Consider the following 15,643-nt stretch of genomic DNA (forward strand, 5'->3'; position numbering starts at 1 on the left):
AGGACTTCGATATTCAACATTCTTTTATGTAATTTCCGGCCAGTGTGCATCTTTCATAAAATCATTCACATAAAATGAGTTTTATGAAACGTACACTGATCGTTTTGATATCCTTTTCGTTAAGTGCTGCTGTACATGCTGGCGGCGATAAAAATATTGTTACCTCGGTATTGAAATCGGCCATGGTATACAGGACCGGCGCTGAATTAACACATGCCGCCAAAGCCTCGCTGAACCAGGGAAATAATGAATTAGTGATAGATAATATCAGTAACCGCATTGATATTAATAGTTTGCAAATAGGCAGTCCCGGCTCAGCCGGGAGCAACGTAACCATCCTCTCTGTTGAATTTTCCACCAATTTCCTGCGACCTGAACATAAGCTGCCCATTGTAAGAAAGCTCGAAGATTCGCTGGATGCGGTAAATGATGAAATAACGCGGGTGCAGGTAGTGTTAAAAACCGACCAGGAATTATTAGACCTGTTAAAAGCCAACAAGGAGATCCGTGGCGACCAAACCGGGGTTAGTGTGGTTGAGCTTACAAAAATGATGGAGTACTATAAAACAAAAACCCTTGAGTTGCAAAATGAGATCAGCCGGTATAAAGAGAAAGAAACAAAGCTGAAAGCCATTACTGTTAAGTTAAACCAGCAGATAAAAGAAGAAGAACAAAAAAATAATAAAACCATTGGCAAGCTGTTGTTGCAATTGTATTGCCCGTTGGCCGGTCAGTATGATTTTACGGTATCGTATGTAACGCCTGCTGCCGGTTGGAATCCTTCCTATGATCTGCGGGTTGAAAGTATCAACAAGCCTGTTTCTTTAGCCTACAAAGCCAAACTGATGCAAAGCACCGGTATTGATTGGGAAAACGTGAAACTGGCCTTATCTACTTCGGTCCCTTCACAACATAACAATGCTCCTGATGTAAAAGCCTGGTTCCTCGCATATGTTAACCCGGTTAACGACATGGAAAGAGCTTTAAGAGGCCGGGTTGCTGGTGTGGCTGCCGCACCTGCAACTGCTGAATTGAGTGAGGTTATTGTAATGGGTTATGGAAGTGCAAATCGCGATTCTAAAGAGGAGAAGGAGCAGGCGGCTGAGCCGGTATATATTGTAAATGGTATGCCCGTAAGCAAAACGGAGTTTAAAAAGATTGACAAAAAGGCCATTAAAAGTATGGAAGTGCTAAAGGATGCCCAGGCTTCTGCAATTTATGGAAGCAGGGCATCAGGCGGCGCTGTAATTGTAACCCTGAAAGAAATGGGAGATTATGTATCAATAAAAGACAACCAACTGAATGTGGTGTTTGATATTGAGCTGCCTTATGATGTGCCTTCGAATGGTAAAGAGCAGAATGTTAATCTGAAAGATTTTAAAATACCGGCCCAATACAAATACTATAGTGTTCCCCGGTTAGATAAAGATGCTTACCTGTTAGGTGAAATAGTAGATTGGGAAGCATTGAACCTGTTGCCGGGCGAAGCCAACATAATATTTGAAGGGACCTATATTGGTAAAACAACTATTGATGCCGGTTCTGTACAGGATACACTGAACCTTACGCTGGGCAGGGATAAACGGGTTGTAGTGAACCGCGAAAAACTGAATGATTTCAGCAGTGTAAAATTCCTCGGTACCAACAAAAAGCAAACATTCACCTATGAAATAACGGTGCGGAATAATAAGAAAGAAGCGGTTCAGGTGGAGTTACAGGACCAATATCCTTTATCGTCTAATAAAGACATTGAAGTGGAATTGCTGCAACACGATGGGGCATCGGTGAATGAGGAAACCGGTATTTTAACCTGGAATGCGAAACTGGCGCCTGGTGAAATAAAGAAATACCGAATAAGTTATAGTGTGAAGTATCCGAAAGACAGAATTATTAATTTATAGTTTGTAGTTTATGGTTTGTGGTTGCTTCGCATGTTGAGCAGCATGAAGGATATGCGGTAGCCTTTTATTCTAAAATTAAGAACAAGACTGCTAAAATGTATTCAAGCTATTCAAAGTGCAAGGCAACCACAAACTACAAACCATAAACCACAAACAATTTATTTAACGATCTCTATCAACTCAACATCAAAGATCAGGGTTGAACCTTCCTTAATGGTTGGTCCTGCAGGGTTATCACCATAAGCAAGATCGGAAGGAATGAACAATTTCCATTTGCTGCCTACGGGCATTAATTGTAACGCTTCTGTCCAACCGGGAATTACATTTTTTAAACCCAGGGTGATCGGCTGGCCACGATCAACAGAGCTGTCGAAAACAGTACCGTCGATTAACATACCATGGTAATGCACTTTTACCTGGTCTTCAATAGTTGGTTTAGGGCCAGTGCCTTCTTTAACGATCTGGTATTGCAATCCGCTTGGTAAAGCAACTACACCCGGCTTCTTTTTATTTTCTGCCAAAAAAGCTTCTCCGGCTTTTTTATTGGGCGAAGCTTTAGCGCTGCGCGCACTCTGCATATAATTTACAATGCAATTATTTACCTGGGTTTCATTCAGCAGAGGTTTGTCAACTTTAGCATCTGCAAGCGCTTTCAGAACTAACTGGTTATTTATATTGCTAATGCCCTGGGCTTTGTAAAAACTTGCGATACTTAAGCCTATGGCATAACTAAACGAATCGGCAGAATTTTTTAAAACCGGAGCAGTGGGGGTAGCGGCGGTAGCGGGTTTTTTGGTAGCTGCAACCGGTTTTTTCTTAGCCTGCGCCTGGGCCAGCATTACCGTAGCTGGTAAACAGGCAAAAGCCAACAGCACATATTTTTTCATTACATAAATTTTAGGTCTCAAAAGTAAGTGAATGAATCGTCCATGACAAAATTTTCATTATGACATCTGAAAGCAATGAAAATGTCGTCATAGCCTGTCCCTGCTTGTCGGGAGTAAGATCCATCTGGCCAAACAACAATAAATAATAGCAGATGAAACGTATTCATGAATGAATTATTGCCGGTTGGTCTGCTGTGATCGGGTTGAATCGGCCTTATTAACAGGTTGGGCAGCCATAAGGTGCTTGTAACGATGCTCGTAAGGCTGTTTGGTCACAATTGCCAGGATGTCTTTTTCCAGTGTTACAACAGGCGATTCTACCACCCGGCCCACTTCCTGCCGGTTTTCATAGATCAGCAGGGTAGGTACACGGCGAATATTCAATCCCCGTTCTTCATGGCCGGGACTTTGTTTATACGCTGTATCGCTGTTGCTCAAATTCACCAGTTGCACCTGGGATGGTTTTACTCCGCAATGATCCAGTATCCTGTACATACGCGGCACTTCACGACGGCTATCACCACACCAGGTGCCCATAAACAAAACGAACTGTTTATTCTGCAGTAAAGGTTTTATCTGGATGGCCGTAATGCTGTCGATCGTATAGTCTGAATAATTTTTATTGAACCAGGTATCAAAAGGCGGTTGTGCCAGGCGTTGCCGCGTGCTTTTTCCCAACAGAATCAGGTTGCCCTTTTTATCAGTTGCTTCTACATTTTCAGGCTGTGATGCCTGACTGGTCATTTTTGGGGTGCAGGCAGTAATGACAAAAATGAACATAGCTATAACAGTTATATGAGTTGATTGCATACAAAATAGAATTGAAGGGGTGAATGAAATACCGCTACAGGCTGCAAGCAAATACAGTTGCAAGCTGTAACCGAATACAGGTACAGGCTAAAAGCAAATACAATTGCCTTCGCTTATGGCTTATGGCTTAAAGCTTACAGTTTAAGGCATAAGCTTTGGATTTTGACTCTATATGTATTGCATTAATCGGGGAGGTTGAAAAACAGCGGCGGCGTATGTTTCGGGCAGTAATGCAACATAGGCCATTTCGTGGGTGACAGGCGTTATTGAAGATTGCCAGCTTTGTACCAGCTCATAAAAAAAGACGATGTCTTCTGTTTTTTCTTTTAAGGTAGCAGTAGGATGTGGCGTATCGTGTTTATGAATATCCAGTAATTGTTGCACGCAGTCGCATCGTGTAGAAGTATAAATAGAAGCGAAGCGACAGTGCCAATAGCTGATCAGCTTGCCGTATTGCAAGGCTAAAAAGGTAGTAAGGCAGATAATGGCGGTTAATGATCGCACGCTGCACAATTGAGGTGTACTGAAAAAATACTAATAATAACGATAAGTCAATACTTTTACAGCAATCAATTTAACATATTTTATGAGCTCATATATTAAACCTATTGAAATTCGCTGGTCTGACCTAGACCCCAACTTTCATTTGCGGCATTCCGTATATTATGATTTTGGTGCGTATTTGCGGTTTACTTTTCTGGAAGAACATGGGTTAACATCGTCATTTATGGTAAAACACCAGTTCGGACCGATCATTTTCAGGGAGGAATGTGTGTTTAAGCGGGAAATTAGAATGGGTGATGTAATAACCATTGATGTGCAATTGTTGAAAGCGCGGCCCGATCATTCTCGGTGGACCATTCAGCATCGTATTATGAAAAATGGCGATGAAATCGCTGCTGTTCTTACGGTTGATGGCGCCTGGATGGATGTGGCGCAGCGTAAACTCACGCTACCGCCGGATACAGTAAAACATGTATTTGACAAAATGCCTAAGGCTGAACAGTTTGTATGGGATAAATAACCATGAGACTTAACAACTTTTTACCATTTAACACGTTATTTTAGCTGAATTATTTTAATGAATATATCTCTATGAAAAGAATTGTATTACCCCTGTTACTACTTACCAGCGTTGCTTCATTTGCGCAAAGCGGATTGCTGAAAAAAGCGAGCGGTTTGCTGAATAAAGCAACCGGTGGCAGCACTTCACTGAGCAACGATGATATAATTGCCGGTTTAAAAGAAGCATTGACCGTTGGCGCACAAAACAGCGCTAATAAATTGTCTGCTGTAGATGGCTTTTTTGCCAATGCTGCCATTAAAGTGTTGATGCCGCCCGAAGCAAAGAAAGTAGAAACAGCTTTACGTACTGCAGGTATGGGCAAGCTGGTTGATAACGCTATTTTATCAATGAACCGTGCTGCTGAAGAAGCCAGCAAATCTGCCGCGCCTATATTTGTGAATGCAGTGAAAGGTATGAGCTTCCAGGATGCGATGAGCATTTTAAAAGGAAGCGATACGGCAGCTACCGGTTACCTGCGTGGTAAAACGATCTCAGCCCTCACCGCTGCATTTCGTCCGGTAATTGATACCGCCTTGCAAAAAACAGCAGCTACCTCATACTGGAAAACAGTATTTGATGCTTATAACAAATTGCCGACTACCTTTAATAAAATCAATCCTGATCTCGCCGGGTACGTTACTGAAAAGTCGTTGAGTGGAATGTTTTACCAGGTAGCACTGGAAGAACAAAAGATCCGCAAAGATCCTGCCGCCCGTGTTACCGATATCCTGAAAAAAGTGTTCGGCAGTTAATTTTCTCCTGTATGCTTTGAGATTTATTATAAATTGCATCCCCCGACTAGTCGGGGGTGTTTTTTTATAATATAACAGTCACATGATCTCAAGAACACTTGCTCTGTACAAGAACGCTTATAGTGGATTGTCTCCCTCTACATGGTGGCTGTCGTTTGTTATGCTGGTGAACCGTAGCGGCACCATGGTATTACCTTTCATGACCATATATCTTACCAGCCCATCCATGGGTTACAGCATTGGCCAGGCCGGTTTTGTTATGGCATTGTTTGGCCTGGGTGCGGTAACGGGCGCGTTTTTAGGTGGAAAGTTGACGGATCGCATCGGCTTTTACCCGGTTCAACTCATTACATTGTTGGGTGGTGGCGTATTGTTTATGGTGTTGGGACAAATGAAATCATTTCCGCTGATCTGCCTTTTTACCTATTTGCTTAGCCTGGTGAATGAAGCGTTCCGGCCAGCCAATTCCACGGCCATTGTTGCCTACAGTAAAGACGAAACACGTACGCGTTCGTATGCGCTGAACCGGTTGGCCATCAATTTAGGCTGGGCTGTAGGAAGCGCTATTGGCGGGTTTTTGGCATCCATCAGTTACGAATTGTTATTTTGGGTAGATGGCGCCACCAATATAACAGCGGCGTTGTTGTTGGCTTATTTCCTGCATCCATCAAAGCAGGTTAAACCGGCAAAGAAGGCAACAGTTGCCGATCCTTCACATTCGGCTTACCGCGACAAAATATATCTGTGGTTTATTCTGCTCACTGTATTATTTGCTGCCTGCTTTTTTCAACTGTTCACTAACCTGAATGCCTATTACAAAATAGAGCTTCATTTCAATGAACGGTTCATAGGGTTAATAGGTGCATTGAATGGCGTCATGATCGCTGTCATTGAAATGGTCTTGATCTTTAAACTGGAAAAGCGGCGATCGAACATCTTTTATATTTCAAGAGGCGTTTTCCTGGTAGGGATTGCCTATTTTATGCTGAATATCTTTCACATCAATCATGTGATGGCTTTGCTGATGATGGTGGTAATGACCATGGGTGAAATGTTCGCGTTGCCTTTTATGAATAGCTTCTGGACCTCACGCAGCGCCGATCACAACCGCGGTCAATATGCGGGATTGTATACCATCGCCTGGTCTGTTGCACAAACGGCCGGACCGTTTTTAGCTGCACAACTGGCCGAGCATTCCGGGTTCAATGTATTGTGGTGGGTACTGGGCGGAACCTCTTTTGCAACTGCAATTGGGTTTATCTGGTTGAAAAGGTATATGGAGAATGTTAGTTCATAGTTCCGCTCATTGTTGTTTTCAATTAGCACATTAGCAAATTATCATATTAGCACATTACCTTTGCCCGCATGTCTCCCGAAAAATTTCAAATGTTTCGCAACCGGCTTACCAAAGTGTACCGGCATATTGGCAAACAGGCACGGCGGCAGGGTATAACCTGTTATCGCATCTACGATCATGACCTTCCCGAGTTTGCCCTATGTATTGAACGATATGGCGATAATATTTACCTGGCAGAATACAAGCGGAAATTTGAAATGGCCGAGGCAGAACACGAAGCCTGGCTCGAAGAATGTATTGTGCTGATTTGTGAGGTGCTGGAAATGCCGGTCGACAATGTGTACATCAAAGAACGGCAGCGTAAACCCGGCAGGCTGGGGCAATACCAACGGGTGGCTACGGAAGGCGCATTCTTCGTGGTAGAAGAAGCCGGGTTGAAATTTAAAGTGAACCTGAGCGATTACCTCGATACCGGTTTGTTCCTCGATCATCGCATTACGCGCAGTATGGTACGCGATGAAGCAAAAGATAAACGCGTACTGAACCTGTTCTGTTATACCGGTTCTTTTTCGGTATATGCGGCGGCCGGTGGCGCTGCCCAGGTTACTTCAGTTGACCTGTCAAAAACTTATTTGCAATGGGCGGAAGAAAATATGCAGTTGAATGAATTCTTCAATTCAACGAAGCATCACTTTATACATGCCGATGTAAAGCAATACCTCGAATCTTTACCGCCTGCTTCCTTCGACCTGGTAGTGATGGACCCGCCTACCTTCAGCAACAGCAAGCGCATGAAAGATTTCCTCGACATTCAGCGCGATCATGCCGACCTGTTGAATAAAACATTACGTGCAGTAGCGCCCGGCGGCGTTATTTACTTCAGCACCAACTACCGGAAATTTGAACTGGACAAAGAGCAGATCAACTCATCAGAGATAAAAGACATCACAAGAGCCACTACGCCTTTTGATTTTGAAGGAAAGCTTTTCCGATATTGTTACAAGGTTAAAAAGTAGTATGTTATTGAGGTGAATTGCAATTTGGTGTGTTCACATAACAAATGTGCAAATTAGCAAATTGGAAAATGTGCAAATGAATACAGAAGGCAATTGCAAATTGGTTATTGCAAATTGCTCATTTCCCATTTTTATCCCACTAGCTACTAGCCACTTACTACTAGCTTTCACCATTGACCATTCACCTTTGCAACTTACCTTATCTGTCCTCTTATCAACCCAGGCCCATGACGACGGGAGTGCGCATTTACATACATAGGAGTTGTTTTCAGTTGCGTTACCCATGCATCATCTAACGGACTGGAGATTTTCAGTACTCCAAAATCAGCCAGGTTATTGCAGAGAAAGATAAGCGGAGGCCCATTGGTGCCGGCAGCACCCGGGTGAATATGCGCTGCCGTTAGTGTGTCATTGCTTTCGAGGTTAGTTACCGTAACTTTTGAATACAACACTTTATCATGTGTCAGTCGTAAAATGGCGAGGCCGGTAGCCGTGGTGCTAACAGGCGGAACTTCATTAGCGCCTGACAAGGTTATATCTGCAGCAAATTCAATTCTTTTATCCAGTTGTCCACGGGCGAGCCCTGCAGGCACTTCCTTGGAGTGCACATTTACATAAACAGGCATATTCTGCAAGGTGTCAACCTGGCCCTGACGCAAACCGGTGACTGTACCTGTAGCCCCAGCGCCAACAAAAGTGGGATTAAATGGAATAATAATACCACCGGAGGTGCCTGCATCGCCTATATGAATATGAGCATTGGTCAGTGCATCGCTCGGTGATAAGTTATGGATGTGAAGGTTGAACTTCAGAGAATTATCAGCAAAGAGTTCTATGGTAGCTTCGCCTTCTTCATTTCTTCCCGGAGGCGCAGGCACTTCATAGATCGCTTTTATGTCAACATCCCATCTTTTAACTTTGGATGGTCCATCATCTTTATCGTGTTCACAACTTTGTAATCCCAGAGCAAGCATCACAATGCCTGCTACTTTTGCGGGCAGCAATCGTTTCATACAAATCGTTTTAAAGTGAGAAGGCGTTATGTTAAAGAATACGCAGTGGAAGGAATGCTGGTTGCTTTAGTTCTTAGTTCCAGGTTTTAAATTCTCAGTTTTTTGTTTGTTGGTTCTTCGTACCTGCAAACAAACATTAAGAAAAAAATCGTGCCACGGCTTCAAGCTGTGGCACGATTCATAAACTTAGCTACTTTTAATTTATTACTCTGTAAGCGGAATATCTCTTTTCAACATTTCATTGCGATTGGCCATTTCCCAGGCAGTGTAAAAGATCAGTTGCGCTCTTTTGGCCATCAGGTTATAATTGATCTTATCGGGCGTATCGGTTGGTTTATGATAATCATTGTGTGTGCCGTTGAAATAAAAAATGATCGGTACACCTTTGCGGGCAAAGTTGTAATGGTCGCTGCGAAAATAAATGCGCTCGGGATCTTTGGGGGCATTGTATTTATAATCCAGTTCCAGCTTGGTGTATTTCTTATTCATCGCCTCGCTGATGGGACGCAGATCAGAACTAAGCTTGTCGTCACCAACAACGTATACATAGTTGGTGCTGTCGCCTACTTTCCTTTTAGGGTCGCTGCGGCCGATCATATCAATGTTCAGGTCAACCGTTGTTTTGCTTAATGGGAACAAGGGATGATCGCTGTAGTATTCAGATCCCCACAACCCTTTTTCTTCACCCGATACAGCCATAAATACAATCGACCGGCGGGGACCTTTACCGGCCGCTTTGGCTTTTACAAATGCTTCGGCCAATTCCAACACGCTTACGGTGCCTGATCCATCATCATCGGCGCCATAAAAAATTACTGAATCTCCGCGTTTGCCGAGGTGATCATAGTGCGCAGTTATAAAAACAAATTCATCTTTTTTATCGCTGCCTTCCAAAAAGCCAATTACGTTGGTGCTGGTTAACTCATTCATGTTCTTTTTAAATTCCAGCTTTACATCCGCTTCGTAGGTTTTAGGTTGTGGGTTTCCGTTCTTCATGGCTTCTTTTGCGCCATCGTAATCTGCACCCATAATGGCTTTGGCAACTTCTTCAGAAATATAATACGTATTGGGGAACACGGTTTTTCTGAACCCATTCAGGTAAGGTGAACCCTTAATAGGAGCACTCCGGCGGGGGAAATTGTTTTGTACCATTAAGATGGCCGCGGCGCCATTCTTTTGTGCCGCTTCCATGGCTGTAAATGGGCTGAACCGGGAACGATTGCCGGCGGTGTTGCCACCTGATGAGGAAGGAGGGGAACCTTGCAGTATCAATACAATTTTGCCTTGTGCATTTATGTTCTTATAATCGTTGCGGGTGCTATCGCTGATGCCATAACCGGAAAACACCACTTCACCACAATAAATAGTGCTGGAATGGGCCATGTTCAGGTTCACTGCGAAATCGGTATTCAATTCAAATCGCCGTCCGTTCACTTCTACCGCAGCGTTAAGTAAGGTGTCCTGGTAAATAGGGAAGCCTGCCTGAAAATTGTCTTTATTACCGGGCAGCAACCCCAGCGATTTAAACTGACTTTCTATATAAGCGGCTGCTTTACGTTGTCCTTCTGTAGCAGTTTCGCGGCCTTCCATACCTGGTCCTGCCACAATGTACAAATGCTTCTTTAGATCGTCTGCTGTTATTGTGTTGGCAAATGGCTTGGGGTCGGCTATTTTTTGCGCCGAAGCCGCCGTGGTAGCCGCCATAGCCATAACCAGGAACATCCTTCTCATAGTGTAATTTTTGTTTGAGCTCAAAAATAAATGAGTTGGGGAGGATTTGGAAATATTGATGGGTGAATGGTGAACGTGAATGGTCAATGGTGAAAACCGCTGTAAGCCGTCACGGCAACCATCTTATACCAGGGAACTGTATTCTGTATTTGCTTGCAGCTTATAGCTTGCGGCTTGAAGCTTTTTTACCCTTCAAACTCACTTAACTCCAGCCACCTTAGTTCCTTTTCATCCAGCAAATTGGTGATCTCGTTAATGCGTACTGATAATTGCTGCAACTGATCGAAGGGAAGTGAGCCACTGTTCATTTGTTCGGTAATGGTATGCTTTTCTTTTTCGAGGTTGGCAATATCCTGTTGCAGTTGTTCAAATTCCCGCTTTTCTTTGTACGACAACTTCCTTTTTTCTTCTTTGGGTGCCGTAGCTTTTATTTCCACTTTTGCGGCTTTTGCTTCCTCGTTTTTCTCCTCTTCTTTTTCCTTTAACCATATCCGGTATTGCGAATAGTTGCCCGGAAAATCGCGAATAATGCCTTCGCCTTCAAATACGAACAGGTGGTCAACCAGGCGGTCCATAAAATACCGGTCGTGCGAAACGATCAGTAAGCAACCGGGATAGTCGCTCAGGAAATTTTCCAGAACGCCCAGGGTAGGAAGGTCGAGGTCATTGGTAGGCTCATCGAGGATCAGGAAGTTGGGATTGCGGAACAGGATAGATAATAAATGCAACCGCCTTTTTTCACCTCCACTGAGTTTGGAGATGTACGTGTATTGTTGTTCGGGAGGAAATAAGAACAATTGCAAGAACTGGGCAGCGCTTAATGAACCGCCGCCGGCCAGGGGAAAACTTTCGGCCATGCTTTTTACAAATTCAATCACCCGCATATCTTCTTTCATCACCAATCCTTGTTGCGAGTAATTGCCAAACACCACGGTTTCGCCAATATTGATCTTGCCGCTGTCGGCCGGTTCAAGGCCTTGCAGCATATTAAGGAAGGTAGATTTGCCTACGCCATTCTTACCCACTACGCCAATGCGTTCGCCTTTTTTAAACGTGTAATCAAAACCTTTCAGGATCGGTTTTTCGCCGTAGCTTTTGTACACTTTTTTCAGTTCTATCACTTTACCGCCTAACCGGTTCATCTTCATTTGCAGTTCCAACTGCGACTCTTCAAGGCGCTGTTTGGCTTTGGCTTCTATTTTATAAAAATTATCCTGGCGGCTTTTGCTTTTAGTGGTGCGGGCCTTGGGTTGCTTGCGCATCCACTCCAGTTCCTTACGATACGTATTGCGGGCCTTTTCAATGCTGGCTGCGTCGCTTTCCTGGCGGGCCGCTTTCTTTTCTATATAATTTTCATAATCTCCTTTGTAAACGAACAGTTCGCTGCCATCCAGTTCCCAGATCTCTTCACACACCGAATCTAAAAAGTAGCGGTCGTGGGTAACCAGCAACAAGGTTACGTTTTGTTGGTCGAGGTAGTTTTCGAGCCATTCCACCATTTCAATATCCAGGTGGTTGGTCGGCTCGTCCATGATCAGCAGCACATGTTTGTGTTCAAAGCCGATATCGATAAGCGTTTTGGCCAGCGCCACGCGTTTGCGCTGACCGCCCGAAAGGGTATTTACCGGTTGGTTCAGGTGATGAATATTCAGCTTGCCCAGGATCTGTTTTACTTTGGAATCGAAATCCCAGGCGCCCAGTTCATCCATTTTTACAATGGCCGCGCCCAGTTTTTCGGGATTGCCTTCCTCGCTGATGGCCTCATATTCCCTGATGGCATTGATAACCGGGTGATTATGATAAAAAATGTTATCCAGAACGGAGCCTCTTTCGTCAAACACGGGGTCTTGCTCAAAAAGTGCTACGGTCACTTCTTTATTGATCCAGGAGGTGCCGCTATCGGCCGTTTCCTTACCGGCGAGGATCCGCAGCAGGGTACTTTTGCCGCTTCCGTTGCGGGCTACCAGCGCAATTTTATCCCCTTCTTCAACATGAAAAGAAATGTCCTCAAATAACGGTTTTACACCAAACGACTTGCCGAGTGCTTCTACGGATACATAATGCATGTAGCAAAGATATTTAAAAGTTTACGCACGGATTGAGTGCTTTTAACACATTAAAATTGTTCATATATAAAAACATAGTAACTTTTTGCCATATTATTTGTTCACCCCCCAAAACTAACATGTTATGAAATTAACGCATTGCTTGCTGTTGGCAGGTTTGTTCATGCCGGTTGTTTTATCTGCTCAAAATTTTCACATGCCTTCCCTTAACCAGGAAAGCGATTTTGCTTTCTTTCTAAAGACCCTTGAAAAAAAATCTCCCCTGTTACAAAAAATGCAGGCATCTGCTACAGATGCAAAAGACCTTTCGGTTGACGAAGCCCGGGCCCTCGTTGAAAAAAGATTACGCGAGTTGAATGACAATGAACTCAGTAATACCTATGCGAAGCTGACAAACGATCAAATGGTACGGGTGGGATTTATTTTATATGTACTCATGAATGGACTTAGCAACACAGACGATTTTCCGGGATACGATTATAAATCAAAAATAGGCGGCGGCTTTGGCGTTTTTTTGATGTACACGTTAGCGCAATTGATCATTATGCCCGAATTGTCAGTGATGTTCAGGTCTTATGGTGTAGATTATAGTGGTGGCGATTTTTCCGCCCGGTTCACCTATCTCAATTTTGCGGTCACTTTTTTGTATATGATAAAAGCTACTGCTTTGAATTTTGTTCTGGGCATATCTCCCAATCTGGGTTATGCGTTGGGCGGTACCTTTAAATCAGATGATGAAAAAGAGGATATTGAATTTGGTGATGACGGGGCCAAACGTATCAATTTTGGAATTGGCCTTACCGCTGGTATTATGCTGCAAAATGCCATGATGTTACGGTTGATCTATAATTTTGGCTTAAGCAAGATATATAGCGATGATAAAGCCAAATCTTACTTTATTGCCCTGGCATTCTCGATGCCATTATGGAATTTGAAATAAGCTGAAAGTATATGTGATCAGTAATAAACAAGTATTGTGTGAATCGTGTTATTTACATGGATGCGGGAGGGGGAATTGCATGTTTATTACTGATCATATTATTCTTGTGCTGTTGTGGGTGCTGTTCGGTGTTTTGCATAGTATGCTTGCCGCCGGTTGGTGCAAGCGGTTTATGCAGCGGGTGCTGGGTAGAAAATATAAATACTATCACATTATTTACTCTCTGTTCGCTGCCATTACCCTCATGGGTATACTGGTATTTCAATTCACCATGCCAAGCCGGTTGTTGTTCACCTTGCCAGGTTGGGCAAAAGTATTATTTTGGCTGCCGGCGCTGATTGGTTTGGCCATAATGTTAATAGTGATCAGAAAATATTTTTTCTCACTCAGCGGCATCTGTGTTTTTTATAAACAACAACTGCTGCCTGTGTTGAAGCAGGACGGGTTACACCGGTATGTTCGCCACCCGTTGTATTTTGGTACGCTGTTATTTCTCTGGTCGCTTTTCCTCCTATTCCCTTATTTGAGTAACGGGCTGGCCTGCATCGTTATTACATTATACACGTTATTGGGCGCCAGGCTGGAAGAAAAAAAACTTATCGCTCTATTTGGTGAAAAGTATGTGGCATATAAACAACGAATACCTATGATATTTCCGCGGTTTATTCTGCCACCTGACTAGCGCCGGTATTTACTTTTTCATTTCTCATTTCTCTGTTTCTCATTCTTCATTTCCCTTTAACTTTCCCGCCATTTAATATTGCAACCTATACTCGGTTTTTGATCAACTGGTACGGGTTTGCCCTCTACCAAATGGTCCAAAGCATTACGTATATCGCCACCCGTAACCGGTTTTTCGTTGCCCGGGCGCGAATCATCCAGTTGACCGCGATAGGCCAGCGAAAGGTTGGCGTCGTAAATAAAGAAGTCGGGCGTGCAGGCGGCCTGGTATGCTTTGGCGGCCTCTTGGGTAGCATCGTATAAATAGGGGAAGGGATAATTCAATTGCGTTGCAACCAGCTTCATTTGTTCCGGGCCATCTTCAGGGTAACCGGCCACATCATTAGAGCTGATGGCAATAAAGCTGATGCCTTTGTTTTGATAATCGTTTGCCAGGTTCACCAGCTGCTGGTTTATATGTTTCACAAACGGACAATGATTGCAGATAAACATAATAACAGTGGCTGTAGCGCCTTTCAGCGCCTGCAGCGATAATTCCTTACCGCTCACAGTATCGGGCAGTGTAAAATCGGGCGCTTTTTTCCCCAGCGGTGTCATTACAGAAGGTGTACGTGCCATAATTTAATCTATAAAATGTACAGTGAAATTTTGCCTTGTTCTATTTTATAAACAGCTATTCCCCCAAATGGTTTAGCCGCAGATAATTTCATGGATCACCAAAGTTTGAATAAAGATAGTATTACTTCCCATACCGGTACATCAACCAACACATAAGTGCGGTAATAACCAGCATCAACACCCATTTATATTTGTCCCATACATGCCGTTGCTTTTTTTCCAGCAGTGCTTGTTCAATGGTGGCTTGTGCGGTGGCGTCATCATCGGCTAATTGCAGCAACAGTTCAATAATAGGTATAAAGAATTTTTTGGGAAGCGGATGGGCAGATACCAATACACTTTGAATGATCTCCCGGTTAATGGCCGCATCATTGCGTTCATGCAAAATGCCAATGGCATTGGCGGTTAGCAATTCCCTGATGTGCAGGCTAACGGCATCAAAGCGAATGTGAAACAGGTTCATGGAAGTAACATACTGTTGCAGGATGCGGCATTCCTGTAAAATACTGGCTGACGTCAGCGGTGCATTGTTGAACGGTTTGCCGGTACTGCGCACATACCATCGTTGGTAATGGTATGCTTCGCGTTGTTTGGGATCGTTCAATACTTTGTATGCTTCCTGTATTTCGCGAAAATGGGCTGTAGCGGTTGCACTGCCGCCATTTTTATCAGGGTGATATTGCTGGGCCAGTTTGCGAAACGCCCTTTTGATCTCCTGCTGGGAAGCGGTAGTGGGTAATTGCAGTATTTTGTAATAATCTTTGAGTTGGGTCATAATGGTGAATGGTCAGTGGTGAATGCTTGCCTTACCTTTCTCATTCCTCATTTCTCATTCTTCATTTTTCATTCCTTGACTCTAATAGTA

The 15,643-nt window shown here is 43.7% G+C and carries 15 protein-coding genes; 7 read left to right on the forward strand and 8 right to left on the reverse strand.

Translation table 11 applies throughout. The features are described 5' to 3' along the window. Nucleotides 1–83: 83 nt before the first annotated feature. On the forward strand, nt 84–1,901 hold the full coding sequence (locus FAM09_RS09395; RefSeq protein WP_136576842.1) for a DUF4139 domain-containing protein: 1,818 nt from the start codon (nt 84–86) through the stop codon (nt 1,899–1,901). Between the two features lie 158 nt (nt 1,902–2,059). Here FAM09_RS09395 and FAM09_RS09400 read toward each other — a convergent pair whose 3' ends face one another. The 3 genes from FAM09_RS09400 to FAM09_RS09410 all read right to left on the reverse strand — a co-directional run bounded on the left by FAM09_RS09400 (nt 2,060) and on the right by FAM09_RS09410 (nt 4,102). Beyond that, nucleotides 2,060–2,788, reverse strand: a complete 729-nt coding sequence (locus FAM09_RS09400) for an FKBP-type peptidyl-prolyl cis-trans isomerase (protein ID WP_136576843.1) — start codon at nt 2,786–2,788, stop codon at nt 2,060–2,062. 174 nt (nt 2,789–2,962) lie between these two features. Beyond that, nucleotides 2,963–3,598: a thioredoxin family protein gene (locus tag FAM09_RS09405; RefSeq protein ID WP_136576844.1), complete on the reverse strand. Its 636-nt coding sequence runs from the start codon at nt 3,596–3,598 to the stop codon at nt 2,963–2,965. 168 nt (nt 3,599–3,766) lie between these two features. Beyond that, entirely contained in the window at nt 3,767–4,102 is a 336-nt protein-coding gene (locus tag FAM09_RS09410) for a hypothetical protein (protein WP_136576845.1), read from the reverse strand. A gap of 82 nt (nt 4,103–4,184) precedes the next feature. On the opposite strand from FAM09_RS09410, the gene FAM09_RS09415 reads away from it, so the two are divergent. From FAM09_RS09415 to FAM09_RS09430, 4 genes are all read left to right on the forward strand, one after another. Further along, a complete protein-coding gene (locus FAM09_RS09415) occupies nt 4,185–4,622 on the forward strand; it encodes an acyl-CoA thioesterase (protein WP_136576846.1) in 438 nt (145 codons plus the stop codon). Nucleotides 4,623–4,693: 71 nt separating this feature from the next. Further along, on the forward strand, nt 4,694–5,416 hold the full coding sequence (locus FAM09_RS09420) for a DUF4197 domain-containing protein (protein WP_136576847.1): 723 nt from the start codon (nt 4,694–4,696) through the stop codon (nt 5,414–5,416). A gap of 82 nt (nt 5,417–5,498) precedes the next feature. Beyond that, complete coding sequence (locus FAM09_RS09425) at nt 5,499–6,713, forward strand: MDR family MFS transporter (RefSeq protein ID WP_136576848.1); 1,215 nt, start codon at nt 5,499–5,501, stop codon at nt 6,711–6,713. A gap of 68 nt (nt 6,714–6,781) precedes the next feature. Beyond that, the gene (locus FAM09_RS09430; RefSeq protein WP_136576849.1) at nt 6,782–7,729 is read left to right on the forward strand and encodes a class I SAM-dependent methyltransferase; all 948 of its coding nucleotides are present in this window, start codon (nt 6,782–6,784) and stop codon (nt 7,727–7,729) included. 194 nt (nt 7,730–7,923) lie between these two features. Here FAM09_RS09430 and FAM09_RS09435 read toward each other — a convergent pair whose 3' ends face one another. The 3 genes from FAM09_RS09435 to FAM09_RS09445 form a co-directional block, all read right to left on the reverse strand. After that, nucleotides 7,924–8,742, reverse strand: coding sequence for a CHRD domain-containing protein (locus FAM09_RS09435; protein ID WP_136576850.1), 819 nt, complete (start codon nt 8,740–8,742; stop codon nt 7,924–7,926). 204 nt (nt 8,743–8,946) lie between these two features. Continuing rightward, the gene (locus tag FAM09_RS09440; protein ID WP_136576851.1) at nt 8,947–10,473 is read right to left on the reverse strand and encodes a M28 family peptidase; all 1,527 of its coding nucleotides are present in this window, start codon (nt 10,471–10,473) and stop codon (nt 8,947–8,949) included. Between the two features lie 185 nt (nt 10,474–10,658). Then, entirely contained in the window at nt 10,659–12,539 is a 1,881-nt protein-coding gene (locus tag FAM09_RS09445) for an ABC-F family ATP-binding cassette domain-containing protein (RefSeq protein WP_136576852.1), read from the reverse strand. Between the two features lie 124 nt (nt 12,540–12,663). Between FAM09_RS09445 and FAM09_RS09450 the strand changes: the two genes are divergently transcribed. Both FAM09_RS09450 and FAM09_RS09455 read left to right on the forward strand, forming a co-directional pair. Beyond that, nucleotides 12,664–13,479: an outer membrane beta-barrel protein gene (locus FAM09_RS09450; RefSeq protein WP_136576853.1), complete on the forward strand. Its 816-nt coding sequence runs from the start codon at nt 12,664–12,666 to the stop codon at nt 13,477–13,479. A gap of 79 nt (nt 13,480–13,558) precedes the next feature. Beyond that, a complete protein-coding gene (locus FAM09_RS09455) occupies nt 13,559–14,161 on the forward strand; it encodes a methyltransferase family protein (protein WP_136576854.1) in 603 nt (200 codons plus the stop codon). Nucleotides 14,162–14,217: 56 nt separating this feature from the next. On the opposite strand, the gene FAM09_RS09460 is transcribed toward FAM09_RS09455, so the two are convergent. Next, nucleotides 14,218–14,778, reverse strand: coding sequence for a thioredoxin family protein (locus tag FAM09_RS09460; protein ID WP_136576855.1), 561 nt, complete (start codon nt 14,776–14,778; stop codon nt 14,218–14,220). Nucleotides 14,779–14,899: 121 nt separating this feature from the next. Further along, on the reverse strand, nt 14,900–15,553 hold the full coding sequence (locus tag FAM09_RS09465) for a J domain-containing protein (RefSeq protein WP_136576856.1): 654 nt from the start codon (nt 15,551–15,553) through the stop codon (nt 14,900–14,902). Nucleotides 15,554–15,643: the final 90 nt, after the last annotated feature.

This window comes from Niastella caeni, from assembly GCF_004834005.1.
Lineage (GTDB): Bacteria > Bacteroidota > Bacteroidia > Chitinophagales > Chitinophagaceae > Niastella > Niastella caeni.